The organism is Geodermatophilus sp. CPCC 205506, from assembly GCF_051383635.1.
Classification (GTDB): domain Bacteria; phylum Actinomycetota; class Actinomycetes; order Mycobacteriales; family Geodermatophilaceae; genus Geodermatophilus.
Window position 1 is genome coordinate 31,698 of sequence record NZ_JALPKP010000029.1, and the last position, 18,774, is coordinate 50,471.

The 18,774-nt window shown below is 73.1% G+C and carries 15 protein-coding genes; 4 read left to right on the forward strand and 11 right to left on the reverse strand.

Translation table 11 applies throughout. The features are described 5' to 3' along the window. Positions 1 to 215 precede the first annotated feature (215 nt). Positions 216 to 1,934: a flavin-containing monooxygenase gene (locus MY520_RS16980; RefSeq protein ID WP_436693733.1), complete on the forward strand. Its 1,719-nt coding sequence runs from the start codon at positions 216 to 218 to the stop codon at positions 1,932 to 1,934. Positions 1,935 to 2,367: 433 nt separating this feature from the next. Here MY520_RS16980 and MY520_RS16985 read toward each other — a convergent pair whose 3' ends face one another. Further along, positions 2,368 to 2,565: a hypothetical protein gene (locus MY520_RS16985; RefSeq protein WP_436693734.1), complete on the reverse strand. Its 198-nt coding sequence runs from the start codon at positions 2,563 to 2,565 to the stop codon at positions 2,368 to 2,370. An 817-nt stretch (positions 2,566 to 3,382) separates the two neighbouring features. On the opposite strand from MY520_RS16985, the gene MY520_RS16990 reads away from it, so the two are divergent. Then, entirely contained in the window at positions 3,383 to 4,012 is a 630-nt protein-coding gene (locus MY520_RS16990; RefSeq protein WP_436693735.1) for a DivIVA domain-containing protein, read from the forward strand. Between the two features lie 350 nt (positions 4,013 to 4,362). After that, entirely contained in the window at positions 4,363 to 4,533 is a 171-nt protein-coding gene (locus MY520_RS16995; RefSeq protein ID WP_436693736.1) for a hypothetical protein, read from the forward strand. Positions 4,534 to 4,908: 375 nt separating this feature from the next. Here MY520_RS16995 and MY520_RS17000 read toward each other — a convergent pair whose 3' ends face one another. The 9 genes from MY520_RS17000 to MY520_RS17040 all read right to left on the reverse strand — a co-directional run bounded on the left by MY520_RS17000 (position 4,909) and on the right by MY520_RS17040 (position 16,876). Next, positions 4,909 to 6,117, reverse strand: coding sequence for an ATP-grasp domain-containing protein (locus tag MY520_RS17000; protein WP_436693737.1), 1,209 nt, complete (start codon positions 6,115 to 6,117; stop codon positions 4,909 to 4,911). Between the two features lie 41 nt (positions 6,118 to 6,158). Continuing rightward, positions 6,159 to 7,397: an MFS transporter gene (locus MY520_RS17005; RefSeq protein WP_436693738.1), complete on the reverse strand. Its 1,239-nt coding sequence runs from the start codon at positions 7,395 to 7,397 to the stop codon at positions 6,159 to 6,161. A 158-nt stretch (positions 7,398 to 7,555) separates the two neighbouring features. Then, positions 7,556 to 8,731, reverse strand: coding sequence for a GNAT family N-acetyltransferase (locus tag MY520_RS17010; protein WP_436693739.1), 1,176 nt, complete (start codon positions 8,729 to 8,731; stop codon positions 7,556 to 7,558). Further along, a complete protein-coding gene (locus MY520_RS17015) occupies positions 8,704 to 10,014 on the reverse strand; it encodes an ATP-grasp domain-containing protein (RefSeq protein WP_436693740.1) in 1,311 nt (436 codons plus the stop codon). Before MY520_RS17015 ends, MY520_RS17010 begins: the two co-directional genes overlap by 28 nt. A 14-nt stretch (positions 10,015 to 10,028) precedes the next feature. Beyond that, the gene (locus tag MY520_RS17020) at positions 10,029 to 11,729 is read right to left on the reverse strand and encodes a class I adenylate-forming enzyme family protein (RefSeq protein ID WP_436693741.1); all 1,701 of its coding nucleotides are present in this window, start codon (positions 11,727 to 11,729) and stop codon (positions 10,029 to 10,031) included. Between the two features lie 122 nt (positions 11,730 to 11,851). Then, on the reverse strand, positions 11,852 to 12,751 hold the full coding sequence (locus MY520_RS17025) for a prephenate dehydrogenase/arogenate dehydrogenase family protein (protein WP_436693742.1): 900 nt from the start codon (positions 12,749 to 12,751) through the stop codon (positions 11,852 to 11,854). Continuing rightward, positions 12,748 to 14,877 carry an aminodeoxychorismate synthase component I gene (gene pabB / locus MY520_RS17030; protein WP_436693763.1) on the reverse strand — a complete coding sequence of 710 codons (2,130 nt, stop codon included), beginning with the start codon at positions 14,875 to 14,877 and terminating at the stop codon, positions 12,748 to 12,750. Before pabB ends, MY520_RS17025 begins: the two co-directional genes overlap by 4 nt. 5 nt (positions 14,878 to 14,882) lie before the next feature. Next, complete coding sequence (locus MY520_RS17035; RefSeq protein ID WP_436693743.1) at positions 14,883 to 15,263, reverse strand: chorismate mutase; 381 nt, start codon at positions 15,261 to 15,263, stop codon at positions 14,883 to 14,885. A gap of 50 nt (positions 15,264 to 15,313) precedes the next feature. Next, on the reverse strand, positions 15,314 to 16,876 hold the full coding sequence (locus tag MY520_RS17040) for a 3-deoxy-7-phosphoheptulonate synthase (protein ID WP_436693744.1): 1,563 nt from the start codon (positions 16,874 to 16,876) through the stop codon (positions 15,314 to 15,316). A gap of 94 nt (positions 16,877 to 16,970) precedes the next feature. Here MY520_RS17040 and MY520_RS17045 point away from each other — a divergent pair, with 94 nt between their 5' ends. Next, positions 16,971 to 18,173, forward strand: a complete 1,203-nt coding sequence (locus MY520_RS17045) for a histidinol-phosphate transaminase (protein WP_436693745.1) — start codon at positions 16,971 to 16,973, stop codon at positions 18,171 to 18,173. A 42-nt stretch (positions 18,174 to 18,215) separates the two neighbouring features. Here the strand turns inward: MY520_RS17045 and MY520_RS17050 are convergent, their stop codons facing one another. Next, positions 18,216 to 18,773, reverse strand: coding sequence for a cysteine hydrolase family protein (locus MY520_RS17050; protein ID WP_436693746.1), 558 nt, complete (start codon positions 18,771 to 18,773; stop codon positions 18,216 to 18,218). Position 18,774: the final 1 nt, after the last annotated feature.

An 18,774-nucleotide genomic window follows, 5' to 3' on the forward strand; every position in this document is an offset into this window, starting at 1 on the left:
GGTGCGACGAGGCGCGCGGCATCGGGTCCGGGGGTGGTCACCGCGGAGATGGTTCGGAGCCGGCTGTGGGAACCCGCACGGGCCGCCGCGGTGGTGACTGCCGGCCGCGGCCCGCTGTGCCCCGAGGGGCAGCAGTACATCGCGCCCCCGCGAGCCCGGACGTCCGGCGCAGGCGTGCCGGAGACGCCGTACCGACCGGACGAGGAGGTCCGCTCATGAGCACACCGGCCAGGACCTGTGACGACGGCCAGGTCGCGTCCGGAGCGGTGGACGTCCTCGTCGTCGGAGCCGGCTTCGCCGGCATGTACGCCGTCCTCCAGGCGCGGCGGCACGGCTTCTCGGTGCTGGGCCTCGAGGCCGCGTCCGGGGTCGGCGGGGTCTGGTACTGGAACCGCTATCCGGGTGCCCGGTGCGACGTCGAGAGCATCGACTACTCGTACTCCTTCGACGAGGATCTCCAGCGGGACTGGACCTGGTCGGAGCGCTACGCCACCCAACCGGAGATCCTCCGTTACGCGGAGCACGTCGCCGACCGCTACGACCTCCGCCGCGACTACCGCTTCGACCGCCGGGTGACGGCGGCGGCCTTCGACGGCACTGACGCCAACTGGACGGTGACGACTGAGACCGGCGAGTGTCACCGGGCGCGGTGGCTGGTCTTCGCCACGGGCAGCCTGTCGGCCCCCAACAGGCCGGATGTCCCGGGCCTCGACGACTTCGGCGGACTGCTCCTGCAGACGTCGCGGTGGCCGCACACGGAGGTGGACCTGACCGGCCGTCGGGTGGGCGTCATCGGCACCGGGTCGTCGGGCGTCCAGCTGATCCCGCGCGTCGCCGAGGTGGCCGCCCGGCTGACGGTGTTCCAGCGGACGGCGAACTACACCGTGCCGGTCCTCAACCGCCAGTTCGCGCCGCACGAGTGGAACGAGATCCAGCGTGCCTATCCGGAGCGTCGCCGGCGGTCCTGGGCCAGCCTCGCCGGGACACCTCACGTCGCCTACCACAAGCAGTATGCCGAGATCGACGAGGCCGAGCGCCTGGCCGCGTTCGAGGCCCGGTGGCGGGAGGGCGGCGTCCTCTTCGGGAAGACGTTCGACGGGCAGGCCGTCGACCCGGAGATCAACGAGGCCGCCCGGCGGTTCGCCGAACGCAAGGTCCGAGAGATCGTCCGAGACCCACAGACCGCCGAGGACCTGCTGCCGAGCGGTCACCCGGTGGGGGCCAAGCGCATCTGCACCGACAGTGGCTACCTCGAGACCTTCAACCGCGGCAACGTGGAACTGGTCAACCTGCGCCGCGATCCCATGGTGCGGATCACCGAGCGCGGCGTGGAAACCGCGCGTGCGTCGCACGATCTCGACGTCCTCGTGCTGGCCACCGGCTTCGACGCCATGACCGGCGCACTGACCCGGATCGACGTCCGGGGACCGCGCGGCGACGTGCTGGCGCACACCTGGGCGCACGGCCCCCTCACCCATCTCGGGCTCGGGGTGCCGGGCTTCCCCAATCTGTTCGTGCTGACCGGGCCGGGCAGCCCGGCCGGCCTCTCCAATCTCCCTCTCGCCGCCGAGCAGCAGGTGAACTGGCTGATGGAACTCCTGGCGAACTGCCGGCAACGCGGGATCCGTACGGTGGAGGCACGGGCGGACGCCGCGCAGGCGTGGACCCGGCGCGTCGACGAAGCGGCGCGCGCCACGCTGTTCCCCCGAGCCGACTCCTGGTACCTGGGCGCCAACGTCTCCGGTAAGCCGAGAGTGTTCATGCCCTACATCGGGGGCTTCAAGCCGTACGCGGACCGGTGTGACGACGACCGCGACGGCGGCTATGCGGGCTGGCACGTCGGCGACGTCACCACCGCGGACGCCGAGGATCTCGCCGGCCCACGCAGCGAGCCGCCGGCACCCGTACGGGGAGGACCGCGGACAGCGACCTAGACCGGACGCTGGCGTCCTGGACACGGGGTCCCCGCGCGTCTGGGAGATGACGCCCGAGGAGGCTCAAGGGGGGTGGCCGCCTGCGAGGTGTCCGGCGCCGCTCCCTTCACCGGCCCGCTGACGACGGCGCGTGCACGAACGGCACCCGTCCCGTCCGGCGGTGGGTGTCAGCGGCGGCCGCGACCAGCCGTCTCTCCCGGCGAGCAGCGCAGCAGCACGCGGCGCGCAGCCGAATCCCTCGGGGGAGCTGCTGGTGCTCGAGATCCGCGGGCGCGCCGAGCAGACCGGACGGCGACCTGGTACGGATCCGCACCATGCGGGACGGAGAGCCCCGGACCGACGGGTCGAGGGCACCTCGACCCGGCACCGGGGAGGACAGCTGAGGCCTTCAACATCCCCGTGGTGCGACGGCCGATTCGCGCCGGCCCCGTCCTCATCGTCGGCCGTGACCCCACATCTCGAGGTAGACGTCGAGGACGAGGTCGATCCGCACGAGGCAATCGGCGACGGCGGCCCGGTTCTGCGGCGTGTCCTTCCGCTGCTGTCGGACCCGGGCCCGGGCGAGCTCCTGGCAGGCTCCGGCGAAGTCGATTCCCAGGTCGGTGCGGAGATCCTCGATGAGGGCGGTCATGACGGCTCCCGGGTGTCGATGAGGTGATCGGGGTCAGCAGAGCGACAGCGCATCGGCTCTCTCGGCGTCGCCTCGAGAGCGGGGCGGGGCTCCGGTCCCAGCCGCCGGACGCGGTCCCACATCCCCGCGACGGGGTACTCGCGGAGAGACGCAGCGGGGGCGACCCGGACGATCACCACTGCGCGACTTCTGCGGTCGCATCGGAGGGCACGGGATCGGGTGTGGGCGGAACTCCCCGTCGAGGGGACCGGCGGTGCCGCAGGCAGGTGCGCGGAGACAGGTTGGCGTATCCGGTGGGCAGCCTGGCGCACGTGCGGCCGCACTCCAGCGGAATGGAGTACGGATCCATCTGCCGAGCCATGTGGACGAAGCGAATGCCGTCGGCAGGATCGCAGGTGTTCACCGGTCTCTCCTGATGCCTCAGCCGTCGTAGGAGGTGCAGGGTGGGCGACACGGCGCCATGCACGTCGCCGGGTGGCGGAGCTCCGAGCGGTGGCCCCGAGGGGCGGCTGCTCCGAGTCAGGCGTCCGATCGCGGATCTGCTTGACAGACGCCTCCCAGGGGTCCCCTGATACCGGCCTCGACGGCTCAGCCGATCCACCTCTGCACCCCTCGCGCAGGGAGCGACTCCGGCGACGCTCTGCCGTGTGCCGCTCCGGTGAGCGATTCCGTTCGATGGGGTGGCGAAGAGCCGGCCGACGTCAGCCCTGACCGCCAGTCGACCGTCCGGCCCTGCGTATCACGGACGGGTCGGCGCGCTCCAACCTGTACGACGGATGTGTGAAGCAGCCCGAACAAACCCCGAGGAGAACCTGACGTGAGCATCACGCCTCCTGACATCGAGGCCCAGACGTTCCCCATCGTGTTCCGCGGCTACAAGGTCGAGGCCGTCGACGCCTTTCTCGACCGGTTGCAGGCGGACCTCGCCGAGGTGCTCGCTGCCCGGGCGGGAGAGCCGACGACGACAGCCCCGGCGGCAGCTGCTGCCGATGAGGAACCGAGGCCGGGTGCGGCCGTGTCCACGCCGGGTGCCGACGAACGCGCCGGTGAGCCCGGTCTTGCCGCCCGCGCGCTGCGCACGCTGGCGCGAGCCGAGGAGATGGCAGAGCAGATCATGACCGATGCGGCTGCCGAGGCGGACGAGATCCGGGACCGGGCGCACCGGGAGCGCGAGGACATGATCGCGGCCGCGAAGGTCGAGAGCGGCCGGATCGAGGCCGAGATGGAACTGCGCCGGCAGCGCGAGCTGGCGCCCCTGGCGATGCAGGCGCAACAACTGCGGGCCGAGATCGACAGGCTCAGCCGTCTCGAGCGGCAGAGCCACGACGTCATGCAGGCGTTCCTGTCGGAGCAGCAGCGTCAGCTCGAGCAGCGCATTCCTGTGGCGTCGGTTGCGACGGCGGCCGAACCCGCCTCTGCCAACGTCGCCGTCCGGGCCGTCGCCTGACCTGCGGCGCCCACCACAGGAGCGCGTCGGCCGCCTCAGCGGATGGCGCCTGCGGCCACCGCCCCGCAGAAGCCGGTCCTGCAACGCCTCCCGTACACCCGACGCCCGGTGCCATCGACCTTCCAGGTCGGCGACCTGTCATCTCCCGGTGACGTGCGGGCACGAGGCCGTCCGGCGGACGTCTTCCGACGCATCCGGCCTCCGCTGGGCCATGAGATCGCGGTTGAGTGGCGTGCGGACGCCGTTCCGTGACCGGCAACGGTCCCGGCGTGTCGGAGCGACGACCTCCGCCTCACCACAGCGTCGGCGATCGGCGAACCAGCGCCCTCACCCCTTCCAGCCGGAGAGACATGGACACCGACCTCTTCGCCCTCCTCTGCGACGCACTGGGCTACGACCCGTCCACGGTCCTGGTCATCCGCGTCCGTCGCGAGCAGGTCAGCGTCACGTACACCGACCCCTCGGGCATGCCCTGCGGTCGCGTCCATCAGTCCGATCGACCTGCCGGCGAGGCAGCCTGACCGGCGTCGCCGGAACCGGTGGAGGGCCGGCCGACCCCGGTCCGCGCCGTTCAGCCAGTACGCCGCCACGCGCAGCGTCGGCTCGTCGGAGCATGACGAGGGTCGTGGGGATGGCGGGAGGGCGCGTCACCAGCGCGGGATCCCTGCCGACGCCGTGGAACAGGCCGATCCCGTCCCGTCCACGTGACTGACGCGATCGCCGCCCACTGCGTCCTCGTCGACCGTGGGAGGCGTGGGGAGACGTCGCGGGACGGCGGGTTCGTCGTCCTCACCTGTCGGAGCCCCCGGTGCGGTCGTCTGGTCGGCAGCCGCCCGTCTGCCTCTCCGCGGCAGCACACAACGGCACGGCTCCCGTTCCGGGGCCGCTCCCGCTTGCTATCGCGTCCGCGCGGTCACCCGCTCGGATCGCGTCCGGATGTCCAGGGTGCTGCGGACCTCGGCCAGCGCGACCTCGAGCTCCTCCCGGGTGTCGGCGGCGAGCACGACGTGCCCGGCCCGTTGGGCGGACGAGCGGAGCGACCGGATGACATCTCCCTCGGCCACGATGAGGCCGGCGTGGACGACCGCTGGGTGTCCGAGGACCTCGTCCAGCCCGCGGATCCGTGTGACGACCCCCGGGGCGGCGACGGGGAGGTAGCTCGCCGCGTACCGCACGGGCCCCGACGGTGACGGCAGGGGCAACCCCATCGCGGCCCGAACGACGAGCTCGAACCAGTCCACGCCGTAGGTCAGCCCCAGCAGGTCCATGATGAAGTCGCCCGGAGTCCGGACCGCCACCTCCATGAGCGTGGGGCCTGCCGCCGCCAGCCGGAACTCCAGGTGGACGATCCCGGTGCTCATCCGCAGCGCCCGGAGGACGGCGGCGGCGAGCCCCTCGACCTCCGTCGCGACCGCGGGCGCCAAGCGGATGCCCGTCCGGTGGCTCACCTCGACGAAGTGCGGAGGGCCTGTGGTCTCCTTCGCGGTCGTGTTGGACAACCACACCTGACCGTCCCGGACCAGCGCCTCCCAGCTGTACTCGGGGCCGGCCACGGCGGCCTCGACCAGCAACCGCCCCTCCCCGGCACGCCGGCGCGCCACCTCGAGGTAGCCGTCGACGTCCGTGACCAGTTCGACTCCGGAACTGCCCGAGGAGGACAGCGGCTTGACGACGACAGGCATCCTCGCGGCGGCCCAGTCGGCGGCCGCGCGCAGGTCGTCGGTGAGCAGGTGGTCCGGCTGGCGCACTCCGGCAGCGGCGAAGGTGCCGCGCTGCAGGGCCTTGTTCCTCGACAGGACGGCGGCGTGGATCCCCGGGCCGGGTAGCCGCTCGGACTCCTGCAGGAGTGCAGCGGCCATCACCTGGGGTTCGCTGAAGGCCACGACGCCGTCGGGTCGGCCGGCGGCGGCGGCGGCGGCCGCCGCCGCCGCCACCCAGTGCTCGTCGAGATCGCCCTCGCACATCCGGACGTCGTCGACCTCGCCGGCCAGGGCGGATGCCCGGGCGACCGACTCGACCGCGCGTACCCGCAGCCCGAGACGGCGGGCAGCGGCCAGATAGGGCCGCCCCATCCGGCCCACTCCCACCAGCATCAGCTCATCCACGCCGCTCCACCTTCGCCTTCGCTGTCGTGTCCTGGTCCCCGTCACGCCTGTTCGAGTACGGCCGCGACGGCCGGCGGGCCCGTGACCCGTACGCCGCGGGCCAGGGATCGGCCACCGCGGTGGGCCCGCTTCGGGGAGTACCAGGTCGCGACGACCCGGGCCCCCACACCGGTGGCGGCGAAGGCGCCGGCGAGGGCCAGCCACCCGACCGCTCCCGCGCTCAGGACGACGGTGGTGAGCAGCACCGGGCCGATGATCGCGGCGACGGGCTGCCCCAGGTTGTACACACTGAGGTAGTAGTTGCGCCGGTCCTCCGGGGACAGCGCGTACGAGAGCCCCCAGGCGCCGATCGACTGCCAGACCTCGCCCAGTGTCAGGGCCACGGCGGCGATCAGGAGGGCGATGCTGGCGGTGAGGCCGTCCAGCGACTCGGTCACCGCCACGAGGGCGCAGCAGAGGGCCAGGCACCAGCCCGACCAGTGCTGCCGCTTCGCGAACGCCCGCACGCCCTCCACGCGCCGGCTCAGACGCAGTCCGGCCACGACCGCCAGCACGGTGTTGATCGTGACGATGACCCCCACGAGTGCCGGAGGAGCGTTCGTCCGGCTGGCGATCCACAGGGGGAGTCCCAGGCTCAGGAGGATCGGGTGCAGGACGAGGACCCCGTTGGCGGTCGCGAGCACCAGGTACCTCGGGTCATGGACGCGCACCGCCTGGGCGGCCGCCTGTCGCGGGGCTGGGCGGTGGGGCGGAACGCGTCGCCGGGCCAGGAGGGCGGCGGCGAGGCAGAAGGAGATCGCGTTGGCGACCACCAGCGCGCGGTAGCTCGCTGCGGAGTCCTGGGCGATGCCCAGCGTGGCCAGCAGTGCGCCGCACGCGAAGCCGGCGTTGCGCACCGCCCGGATGGCAGCCATGGTCCGGACGCGCGACGCAGGCTCCTCCGTGGCGCCCACCAGCGCCTGCAGCACCGGGCCCACCGCCCACTCGGTGGCGCCGAGCAGACAGGCGACCGCGACGAAGCTCCAGAAGCCGTCGACGAAGAGGTAGGCGAGGAAACCCGCCCCCCGCCACAGGAGCAGCAGGACCAGTGCCCGCTTGCTCCCCAGACGGTCGGCCAGCCTGCCGATGGGCACGGCACAGAGCAGGCCGATGACCCCGGCGAGGGACAGCCCGGACCCGACCTGCCCCGTGCCCAGCCCCACGGCCCGGGTGAAGAAGAGCGCCGAACCGGCGAGGAACAAGCCGGTGCCGATCGAGTCGATCAGGGATGCTGCGAGCACCGCGCGGCTCGCTCGACCCGCCGGCAGGAGGCTCGCCAGCCTGCGGCGGACACCGGTGCCCGCCCGCGGTTGCCGGTGCCGGGCAGCGCCGACCCCCCCGGCCGGCCTTCGACGCACCGCGGGTGCGCGGTCGCGCTCCTCCCGGCGGGGACGGCCGCTCACGCGAACGGGAGCCATGCGCCGGGGTCGTCGACCGCCGACCCGGAGCCCGCCTCGGCCAGCAGCCGCTCACGGGTGGCGCGGTTGTGCTGCCGGATCGCCTGGTCGGCGCCCTTCAGCCCGCTGTCGGGGTCGAGGTCGACCATCCACAGGGGACGCAGGCGCGCGCCGCGGAGGACCTTGGCCTCCAGGGCCTTGACCCCGGCGTGCAGCCGGCGGACGCCCAGTTCCGGCGCGCGGGCCATCTGGCTGTAGTAGACGAGGTTGAAGTACTCGGCGGCGCGGTCGAGCCGGTCGTAGTCGAACCCGGCCCAGCGGAGGAAGAGCGTGTTCCCCCGGATGTAGTACAGGCAGAAGCCCACGATGTCGCCACCACGCCTCCGGCAGACCGCGACCCGGGCCGCCCGACCCATGCCGGTCATGTGCCGATGGAGGAGGCCCCGCCAGTGCGCTTCGGGCGCCACGTGGCCGTACTTGGCCTGCGTCGACGCGGCCAGTGGCGCCAGCTCCGCCCAGCACTCAGCCAGCGGCAGGTGGTCGACGGTGTACCCGGCCCGCTGGAAGCGGCCGACCTCGTTCCGCACGTTGCTGCGGCGCTTGGCGGGGAGTGTGGCCAACCACGCGTCCCAGCCACCGGGCGGCAGGTCGAACCAGGCATCGGCCTCGAGCAGCACGGGGGTGTGGGTGACGCCGGCGTCCGCCAGCGCCTGTGCATCGGCCGACGTCACGTACATGGCCACGCGGGCGCTGCCGTCGCCACGCGGGCATCTCTCCAGCGGCCAGGTCTGCACCAGGGACACGAGCTCGGCCACGGCCTCCGCGCGCACGGGTCCACTCGCCGAGAGGATGTGCGTCTGGTAGCCCTGCCGCGGACCCACGATCAGGCCCCGCTCGGGGAGCGTGGGCAGGCGGTGTCCGGAGAGGACGTCGTTCCAGCGGTAGAGCGGAGACGGGGGCTCGGTGGGTTCCCAGACGGGGACCGCGGCCGAGGGCAGCCCGTCGACGGAGCTGACGACGGCACCCGAGATCCCGCCACCGTGACCGGCGCAGAACGTCAACCAGTCCGCCGACGAGTAGAAGTGCTCCGCCGCGAGGCGATCCCACGCGGTGGCGTCCAGTCCGCCGAGCGCCGGGTTCCCGGGCGTCGCTACGGAGCCGGATGGGCTGCAGTGCACAGGGGTGCTCCCAGGACGTCGTGGCGGGGATCCCCACCGCCTTGCGGGTGGCGTGCGGCGACCGTCCGAACGGCGATCTCGCCCAGGGCGGCCTCGGCTCGCCGAGCCGCCACGTAGGCGTTCTCGCCCACAGCGAGGACATGGCCGGCCCGGTCCTCGTTCCGGTGCAGCGGGGGGACCAGGTCGCCCGGTGCGACGGAGACGACCGCCTCGCGCACGCCGGGCATCGCGCCCGCCACGTCGGTCCCCGTGACACCGACGACCCGCCCGGGCTCGGCGGTGAGGAAGCGGATCGCCGCACCGCGCACCGGGGACGTGGCCGCTCCTCCGTCGACGCGCTCGCCCAGGTACTGCCGTACGACCAGTTCGAGGCAGGACGTGCCGAGGCTGAGATCGATCAGGTCGGTGATCCGGTCACCCGGCGGCCGCGGGTTGACCTCGATCAGCCGTGGACCGTCGGCGGTGTACTTGATCTCCACGTGCGCCAGTCCCAGGTCGAACCCGAGGGCGGCCACGGCGTCGAGCGCGACGTCCTCGCAGGCGGCGCGGATCGGCGCCGGCAGCAGGGACGGGAACAGGTGGCCCACCTCGACGAAGCGGTTGGTCCCGCCCACGGACTTGTCCGTGACACCGAGCACCTGCGGCCGCCGCCCCGCCAGCACCTCCACGCTGACCTCGTAGCCCAGCGCGCACTCCTCGACGAGGACCTCGCGGTGACGCCGCTGGCCGCGCACGTTGAACACGGTGGCCCGGATGGTCTCGAACTGCTCGACCACCTCCTCGACGGTGGTGCACCGGCGCACATCGGCGCTGCTGGTCTCGTCGGCCGGCTTGACGACACAGGGGAGGCCGACCTCGTGGGCCGCCTGCACGGCGGCCGCCGCATCGGTCACGCTGCGGAAGGCGGGCATCGGGACCCCGCGCTGCGCGCAGCGCCGGCGCATCTCCACCTTGTTGCGGGCAGCTCGGACGCTGTCCACGTCCGGACCGGGCAGCCCCAGCTCGGCGGCGGCCATCGCGGCGACGACCACCTCGTACTCGGCCATGGACAGCAACCCCGACAGCGGCTGGACGGCGTGCACGGCACGTACCCGGTCGAGCAACGGTGCGATCTCGTTCGTCTGGCAGAGCTCGATCCGGTCGACGTACGCCTCGAAGTGCTGGCGGCCGCCCGGGACGGCGAAGTAGCGGTCCGTCCCGGACGTGAAGAACGTGACCCGGCAGCCGAGCTCCTTCGCGATGCGGAGGCCTGCGAACCCCGACCCGGCCAGATTGGACTCCACGACACCGAGGTGCCTCACGCGGCGCGCCCCGCGGTCCCGCAGCAGCCACCGTGGACGGCGAGCACCCGGTCCTCGGCGGCCGCGGCGTACGCCGAGAGGTCCGCGTACTTCTCGCGGAGCACCCGCTTCAGGACCTTGCCGGTGACGCCGAGCGGGAGGTCCGCCTCGCTGCGGGCGACCTCCAGCAGCGCCAGCTCGGGCTGGCCCGACGCCCGGAGTGCGGCGTTGGCCCGCTCGAGCAGCCGCGCCGGGTGCATCCCGGGGGTCGCCGATCGGACGACGGCCACCGGCACGTGGGTGCCGTCCCGCGCCCCGGCCACCACCGCACAGTCGGAGATCTCTGCCACCTCGCGGAGCAGGACTTCCTCCATGAGCACGGAGAAGCCGGTGCCCTGAGGTGTCCTGATGGCGTCGACGGCACGGTCGACCTGGTAGAAGGAGCCGTCGTGGTCCCGGTAGGCCACGTCGCCGGTGAGCCAGTAGCCGGCGAGCATGCTCCGGTAGGTGGTGTCCGCGTCGTTCCAGTAGCCGGCGGTGACCGCGGGCCCCTGTGCCCCGAGGAACCCGACCTCGCCGACGTCCGCATGCGTGCCGTCCGGGCGCAGCACGGTGACGTCGGCCACGCCCGTGGGTCGACCGACGCAGCGGTCCTTGCGTGGCGAGCCGTGCGTGCTGACGTGCAGGAGCGCGCCCCAGCCGAGCTCGGTCGTGCCCAGCCGGTCCAGGAACTGGCTCGGGGGGAGGTGTGGGCTGCGCTGCTGGAGGATCTTGCGGAGGTGCGCCTCGTGGATCGCGTCCCCCATGGTCACCCACGCGTTGACCGAGTCCAGGGAGCCCGGGGGCAGGTCCAGCTCGGCCAACTCGCCGTAGGCGTGGGCGAAGGCCATGACGGAGCTGGGCCGGTAGGTGCCGACCGCGGCGGCGAGCTCGGCGCCGGTCGGGTCGTGGAGGGCCACGATCGGGGTTCCGGTCAGCACGGCGTAGGTCGTGTACGCGATGCACCCGAGGTGGGCCTGGGGCAGCGCGGTCATCATCACGGCCCCGGGCGTCTCGGCGTGGCTGAGCATGCGGAAGCGAGGCCCCGCCGTGCTCGACCTGTGGGTCTGTACGACGGGCTTGGGCCGCCCGGTCGTCCCCGAGGAGTGCAGGATCGAGACGGGATCGTCGGGAGCGTGCCGGAACCGGTCCGCCTCGGACAGCTGTGCCGGCGGGGGAGCCGGCAGTTCCTCCGTGACGCTGACCCAGTGGACACCCAGGGACGTCCGCACATCGCCGAGTTCCCGCAGCCGTGCAGCGTCGGTGCACAGGCCCACGGGCGTCGTCTGCCGGCACAGCGCGAGTGCGGTCGCGCGGGAGGCGCGGCTGTTGACCAGCACCGGGATGGCGCCGATCTGGGACAGGGCGAAGAAGTGGACCGCGTAGGCGAACGAGTCGTCGAGGAAGATGGCGACCCGGTCGCGGGGGCGCACGCCGCGCGCCAGGTACCAGACCGACCAGCTCTGCGCGAGGTGGTCGAGCCGGGACAGGCTGAGCTCGTGAACCGGCTGACCGTCGGTGCCGACCAGCGGCCGGGCGAGGCGGATGAACGGCACGTCGGGGCAGGGGTTCGCCGACAGGGCCGCCTGCAGGACGCTGCCGCCGCCGAAGTCGGGGTCGACGGCGAGCGAGTGCCGCTGGCCTTGGGACAGGACGGTGGGGGAGGGGAGAGTGGTCATGATCTCGCCTTTCGATGGGGCCGGAGGACGGTCGTGGCGACGGCATGCCGTGCGGTCGTTGCCCGGTCACGGCAGGGGAAGGGGACGGACGGTCCGTCCCCGGGCGAGGGCGTGAGCAGATCTCACGCGGAGTGCCGGAACGCCTCCGCGCACAGCTGCCGGTAGTGCTCGGCGTCGTGGCCGAGCAGGTCCCGGATGTCGCCCAAGACCTCGGCGAAGCGGTCCTGCCGGCCGGTGTCGACGATGGTGGCGAGCATGGCCGTGCTCTGGACCAGCAGATCTCGAGCGCGGGCGGCGTAGGGATTGGCGGCTTGGACGTCCCAATAGGTGTGGGGCGAGCCGCCGTCGATCCGCGCCAGCAGGGCGAGGAGCAGGCGGTGAGGAGGCGGAGCCATCGCCCCCATCTCGGCGGAGCCGACCCCGAGCCCGGCCAGCGCGTGCCCGAACGCCAACACCGCGGCGTGGGTGAGGGCCTGCACCGCGGCGGAGATCCGGTCGTGCTGGTCGGCGGTCAGCCGGATGATGCAGGCTCCCTGGCGGCTGATGCCGGCGAGCAGCTCCTGAGAGCGCGGTCCGTCCCGGATCGCGACGGCTGCGATGGGCCGGTCGGTCATCCCGAGTGCCGGGGCGAACATCGGGTTCAGGCTCAACGCCTCCGCGCGGGGAAAGGCATCGGCGACGGCCCGGACGATGCGCGTCTTGACCGACAGCGTGTCCACGAGCAGGGCGTCGGGCCGGATGAGTGCGGCGAGACTCCCGACGGCCTCCAGGGCCACCCGTTCGGGCACGGCGAGGACGACGACGTCGGCGCGGGCGAGAACCGCTGCCAGTCCCGGACCCGGGGCGGTGACGTCGCCCCGCTCGAAAGCGCAGCCTTCCGGCAGCCACACCGGCCGGCCGGCGGGATCCACCACGCAGACCCGCGCGTCGAGACCGAGCAGCACATCGACGAACATCCGGCCGACCTGACCGGCGCCGCCGATCACCACGCAGACCGGCCGCGGGTCGGCGGGCGCGGTCATGCGCACTCCGCGAGGCGCGGTGGTGCGTCGTCCCCGTGTGCCCTCCTGTCGAGGGCGGTGACCATGACGCGGGACTTCACGACGGTCTCCTCGAACTCCTCCGCCGCGTCGGAGAGGGCGATCACCGCGCCGCCGACGCCGAAGCTGACCTCGCCCTCGGTGACGAGGAGGGTGCGGATGACGATGTTCAGGTCGGCCGCACCACTCAGGGAGAACCAGCCCAGGGACCCGGAGTACATCCCTCGCGGCCCCCCTTCCAGCCGGTCGATGATCTCCATCGTGCGGACCTTGGGGGCCCCGGTCATGGAGCCACCGGGAAAGGCGGCTCGCACGCAGTCCACGGCGGAGACCTCCGGGCGCAGGGTGCCGCGGATCGTCGACACGAGTTGGTGGACCGGTGCGTAGGTCTCCACCTCGAACAACTGCGGTACGTGCACCGAGCCGAGCTCACACACGCGGTTGAGGTCGTTGCGGACGAGGTCGACGATCATGAGGTTCTCGGCACGGTCCTTCTCCCGGCTGCCGAGATCTCGCCGGAGCGCCTCGTCCTCCTCGGGTGACGCCCCCCGGGGCCGGGTGCCCTTGATCGGCTTGGACTCGACGGTGCCGTCACAGCCGATCGACAGGAACCGCTCGGGGGAGGCGCTCAGTACGGCGAGCCCGGGGAAGTCCAGCAACGCTCCGTACGGCACCGGGCTGACCTCCCGCATCCACGAGTAGGTGCTGAGCGGGTCGACCGTCGTCCGGGCGGTGACAGCGTTGGTCAGGCAGATCTCGTACGACTCACCGTCGCGGATCTCGGCCAGGCACTCCCCGACCAGGCGTGCGTAGGAGCCCTCGTCCTGTCGCAGGGTCAGTCGGTCCCGGACCGACGGGTCGGTCATCCCGACCAGGGCCACAGGGGAGGTCGGTCGCATCGGCCCGGCGTCGCGGCCGGGCAACGACGAGAGCGTCGCGGCGCTCTCGGAGAGCCACGCCAGCGTCGTGGTCTCGTCATCGACGCTCAGGCCCACGAGGTAGCACGAGCCCTCCCGGTGGTCGAGCACGAGCATCCGGTCGGCGAACAGCAGAGCCGCATCCGGCGTCCGCGCCCCATGGGCCGCCTTGCCCCCCGTCTCCGCCTTCAGCTCGTAGCCGAGGCAGCCCACATAGCCGAGGTTGAAGTCGCACGGGAGACCCTCGGGGGTCTCGGCGCGGCGGCTGCGCAGCTGCTCGTCCAGGTAGTCGTAGAACGCGGTCTGGATGCGCCGCCGCTCGCCGCCACGGTCCACCGTCACGGTCCGCGTTGCGACGTCGTAGGTCAGGTACTCCGCGAGAGGGCCGCGGCCGTCCCCGAGAAAGGAGAAGCGCGACGACGCCGCGCCCACGTCGCTGCTGTCCAGCCAGAAGCGGGGCGCACCCTGCGGGAACAGCGCCTCCAGCGCCGCGACCGGATCGGGGAGGAACGGCAACTGCCGGACGTGGACGCGGTAACGCCCCGATGCCCCGACCCGGGGGCCCGACGGGGCGGCCCGGGGCGGAACCGGGCGCCGGCGTGCGCGAGCCCGTCCCCGGGCCGCCAGGGCCAGCTCCTGGAAGTTCTCGAGCAGCTCGCGGCCGTGGGTGCTGCTGATCGACTCCGGGTGGAACTGGACGCCCCACATCGGCAGGTACCGGTGCTGGACGCCCATGATGACGCCGTCGGGAGTCCACGCCAGCGGCTCGATCTCGTCCGGGAGGTCCGTGACGGCGAGTGAGTGGTACCGGACCGCGGCGAAGGGCGACGGCAACCCGGCGAACACACCGCCGCCGCTGTGGTGGACCGGTGAGATCCGGCCATGCATCGGAGCAGGCGCGTGCGTGACGGCCGCACCGAAGAGCTGGCACAGCCCCTGATGACCGAGGCAGACCCCGAGCAGAGGCAGTCCGCTCTCCCGGATGACCTGCCCGCTGATGCCGAAGTCCGCCACCCGCTCCGGCCGGCCCGGGCCCGGTGAGATCACCACGCTGTCGAACTGTTCGAGCAGTTCCCGAGAGCAGGCCGTGTCGTTGCGGACGACCGTGGGGGCCACGCCTGTGACCTCGCCCAGGAGCTGGTGCAGGTTGTAGGTGAAGGAGTCGTAGTTGTCGATCAGCAGCGTTCGCATCCCCGTCACGTGAGCTCCGCCGGGATCGTGCAGCTGCCCATCGGCTCACAGCCGGGCTGCCGGTCCTCGCCCATGAGCGCGCTCTCCAGCCGGCATGCCTCGGCGAGGATCAGCGCGTAGAGCCGCTCCACGAAGCCGGCATCGAGGCCGTGGTCGGTGGCGTACCTGCTGGCGCGCCGGCGGACGAACTCGATCCGGTCGGGCTGCATCATCGGCAGGCCGTGCCGCTCCTTGACGGCGGCGATCGCGCGGCAGCACTCGAGCCGCTCGCGCAGCCGGTCGAGCAGCGCCTCGTCGATGCTGTCCAGCCGGATCCGGAGAGGCGCGAGCTCCTGACCGGAGACCGGGCCTGCGCTGCCGTCGCCGGCCAGCGGGGAAAGACGCATGAGTGGTTCCTCTGGAGACGTGAGTCGGGGTGACGGCTGAACGGAGGGGGTCAGGCGGCGTCTGATACCGGGGCGTCCCCCCGGACGGCCGCGGATGGGCCGGCCGCGGTGCGGCCCAGGACGTCGCTGATGGCGCCCGCCACCGTCAGGGCCTGCTGCGCGTTGAGCCGGGGGTCGCACAACGACGTGGCCCGGCCCGCGGGTGGGCGCTCCGTCGCGTCGTCCACGCACTCGTGGACGTCGTCCCCGGTGAGTTCGAGGTGCAGCCCGCCCGGCCACGTGCCTTCGTCCCGGTGCACGGCCACGAACGCGACGGCCTCGTCGATCACCGCGCGTAGGGACCGGGTCTTCCCGCCTCCGGTCGCGGCCACCGTGTTGCCGTGCATCGGGTCGCAGAGCCAGACGACCGGGTGGCCGGCGTCGCGGACGGCACGGACCAGGGGTGGGAGGGCTGCCCGGATGGCATCCGCCCCCATCCGGGAGATCAGCGAGAGACGACCCGGGAGACGGTCGGGGTCCAGCAGCTCGCACAGCCGCAGCACGTCCCGGACCGCGGCGTCCGGGCCCAGCTTGCAGGCGACGGCGTTGCTCAGGCCGGCGAGCAACCTGGCGTGGGCGCCGTCCGGATCGCGGGTGCGCTCACCGAGCCACAGGAGGTGCCCCGAGCCCCCGTACCGTCCGCCGGTCACCGGATCCCGCCGGACCAGTGGTTCTTCGTAGTCGAGGAGAAGGGCCTCATGGCTGGTCCAGACGGGAGAGCGACGTCCTGCCGTCGCGGCGTCGACGGCCCGCAGCGTGGCGGCGGCCTCGTCGTGGGCGCGCACGAGGCGGCGCGGGTCCGGCCTGCGGGCGGCGGCGCTCGGGCGGTGGTCGTGCACGATGTGGCCGCGAAAGCTCGGAAGCGTTCGATCGCCCACGCGCTCGATCGGTGACGAGCGCGGCTTGGCGTACTGGCCGGCGATCCGGCCCACCTCGACAACCGGTACGCCGCCGGCCCTGCCGAGCACGGTGGCGACCCCCGCCAGGACGCCCAGGGTGCGGCGCACCGTCTCGGCATCGGTCCCGAAGGCCTCGGCGCAGTCACCGCCCTGGACGACCATCGCGCGCCCCTGTGCGGCGGCGGCCATCCTGGCGCGCAGCCGGGCGACGGAGCGCGGTCCAACGAGAGCGGGGCGGGCGGCCAGCTCCCGGCGAGCCGCGGCCACGGCATCGAGGTCCGGCCAGTCCGGTTGCTGGGGCGCTCGTGCGGGGGCGGCGGCTCCGGGATCGCCCGTCGGCGGAGCTGATCCGGGGGTACGGACGGCGGAGCCCATGGGGTACCTCGTTCCTCTGCTCGGCGGCGCACGTACGACACCGGCCGGCTGGGAGGTCGGGGTCGAGCTCCCACGGCACCTCGCCGGCCGGACGCAGAGGGCAGAGCAGTTCGGGAGCCCGGTGATACGGCGGCTGCCGGCCGACGGCCGGGAGCGTGCGGCCCGGCGGCGCCGGACGGCGCTCGTCTGCGGGGCACGTGTATCAGCGGACCGCCGCCGGTCTCCGCCAGAAGCCCCATCCACCAGGGGGCCGCGGGCTCCGCTGGGGAGCCGGCCCCGCACGCAGACCGCACGGGGCATCCCGCCCGACGGGTCGTCGGATCCTGGACAGCCGACCACGCTCCGACGGGGATCTGCGCGCCCGGCCCGCGGCCCGGCCCGTCAAGGAGCCGTCATGTCCGAGCTCGCCCGTACCACCACCGACGCGCCGGCGGCCCCGAGGGCCGGACGCGCCGGGCCACGGTCGCTGCGGTCGGCCGATGCCCTGAGCACCGCGCCCGACCCGATGTCCTCCGTTCCCGACCTGATGCGGGCGCAGCTGGCCGGCGACGTGAGCGCGCTCACCGCCCGTTTCCCCGCCCACCGTTCGTTCGCGAACGAGAACCCGTACCCGCCGCTGGCCGGGGTCTGCCAGGCCATCGTCGACGGCGCCTCCGAGATCAACCGTTATCCGGACCCACGGGCCGGTGCTCTGCGGTCGGCGCTGGCGGCACGGTTGGCCGTCCCCGCCGACGACATCGTGTGCGGCGCGGGCAGCGCCGCCCTGTTGGCACAGCTGCTGGCCGTCAGCTGCGGTCCGGGCGACGAGGTGGTCTACGCCTGGCGGTCCTTCGAGGCGTACTCGGCGCTCGCCGACCTCTCGGGCGCCACCTCGATCCGGATTCCGCTCACCTCTGATGCCCGGCACGACCTGCCCCGCATGGCAGGCGCCGTGACCGACCGGACCCGCCTGGTCGTCCTGTGCAACCCGAACAACCCGACCGGAGCCTGCATCGAGCACGACGAGCTGCACCGGTTCCTCAGCGAGGTCCCGGGCGACGTGCCGGTCCTGATCGACGAGGCCTATCGGGAGTTCGTCCGGGCCCCGGACGTACCGGACGGTCTCGAGTTCTACCGCCGGCACCGCAACGTCGCCGTGCTCCGGACCTTCTCCAAGGCGTACGGGCTCGCCGGTCTCCGGGTCGGCTACGCCATCGCCCACGGCCCTCTCACCACTGCCCTGCGCGCGGCGGTCCCGCCGTTCGCGGTGAGCGGCCTGGGACAGGCGGCGGCACTCGCGTCGCTGGACGTGACCCGGGACCTCGATCGGAGGGTGGACCAGGTCATCGCCGAACGTGACCGGGTCCGCGTGGCGCTCCTCCGGCAGGGCTGGCCCGTCCCCGAGAGCCACGCCAACTTCCTCTGGGTCGCCGCCGGTGCTCGCAGCAACGACCTCGCCGACGCCTGCGCGGCGGCCGGGGTCTTCGTCCTGCCCTTCCCCGGCGAGGGCATCCGCGTGACCGTCGGGCTGCCGGCCGCCAACGACGCCTTCCTCGCCGTGGCCGCGGCGTACGCGCGCCGCACCGCGGGCCGTCCACCGTCACCCGCGGCGCCGTGATCCGGCGCCCCGGCGCCCCGGCGGGCAGACGGGCCGCCCGTGTCAACGGTCGAGCAGGACGTCCTCGGTCGCCACGACGTCCGCGAACTCGCCGTGCAGGCTGGCCAGGGCGGTGTCGTGCACGAGATCTGCGCCGTAGTGGCGCCCGTCGGGGCCGGTCCGCTCGAAGGTCGCGGTCGCGTCCCCGACGAGACGCGCACGGAACCCGAGGTTGCCCGCCATCCGGGTCGTCGTCGACACGCAGTGGTCGGTGGTCAGCCCGCAGATGACGAGGTCCACTTCTGCTCGGGCCCGCAGCCGCCGTTCCAGATCCGTACCGATGAAGGCGCTGTTCACCGACTTGTGCACGACCGCCTCGCCGGGAAGCGGGGCAGCCACCGGCTTGAACCGGTGCCCCGGGGCGTCGGGGTGGAACAGGCTCCCCGGTGCGGGGTTGCGGTGCTGGACGTGGACGACCGGGCGGCCGGTGGACCGCCATCGGTCCAGCAGGGCTCCGATGTTCGACTCGGCCGAGGGGTTGTTGCGCGCCCCCCAGCTGGGGTCGTCGAAGGCCTCCTGGACGTCGACGACGAGCAGGGTGGCCGTGCGGGGCAACGCCACT

Coding starts and splice junctions, on each gene's coding strand:
- MY520_RS16980 (WP_436693733.1), top strand. CDS start 216: ATGAGCACACCGGCCAGGACCTGTGACGACGGCCAGGTCGCGTCCGGA.
- MY520_RS16985 (WP_436693734.1), bottom strand. CDS start 2,565: ATGACCGCCCTCATCGAGGATCTCCGCACCGACCTGGGAATCGACTTC.
- MY520_RS16995 (WP_436693736.1), top strand. CDS start 4,363: ATGGACACCGACCTCTTCGCCCTCCTCTGCGACGCACTGGGCTACGAC.
- MY520_RS17020 (WP_436693741.1), bottom strand. CDS start 11,729: ATGACCACTCTCCCCTCCCCCACCGTCCTGTCCCAAGGCCAGCGGCAC.
- MY520_RS17025 (WP_436693742.1), bottom strand. CDS start 12,751: ATGACCGCGCCCGCCGACCCGCGGCCGGTCTGCGTGGTGATCGGCGGC.
- pabB (WP_436693763.1), bottom strand. CDS start 14,877: ATGCGAACGCTGCTGATCGACAACTACGACTCCTTCACCTACAACCTG.
- MY520_RS17035 (WP_436693743.1), bottom strand. CDS start 15,263: ATGCGTCTTTCCCCGCTGGCCGGCGACGGCAGCGCAGGCCCGGTCTCC.
- MY520_RS17040 (WP_436693744.1), bottom strand. CDS start 16,876: ATGCCCCGTGCGGTCTGCGTGCGGGGCCGGCTCCCCAGCGGAGCCCGC.
- MY520_RS17045 (WP_436693745.1), top strand. CDS start 16,971: ATGTCCGAGCTCGCCCGTACCACCACCGACGCGCCGGCGGCCCCGAGG.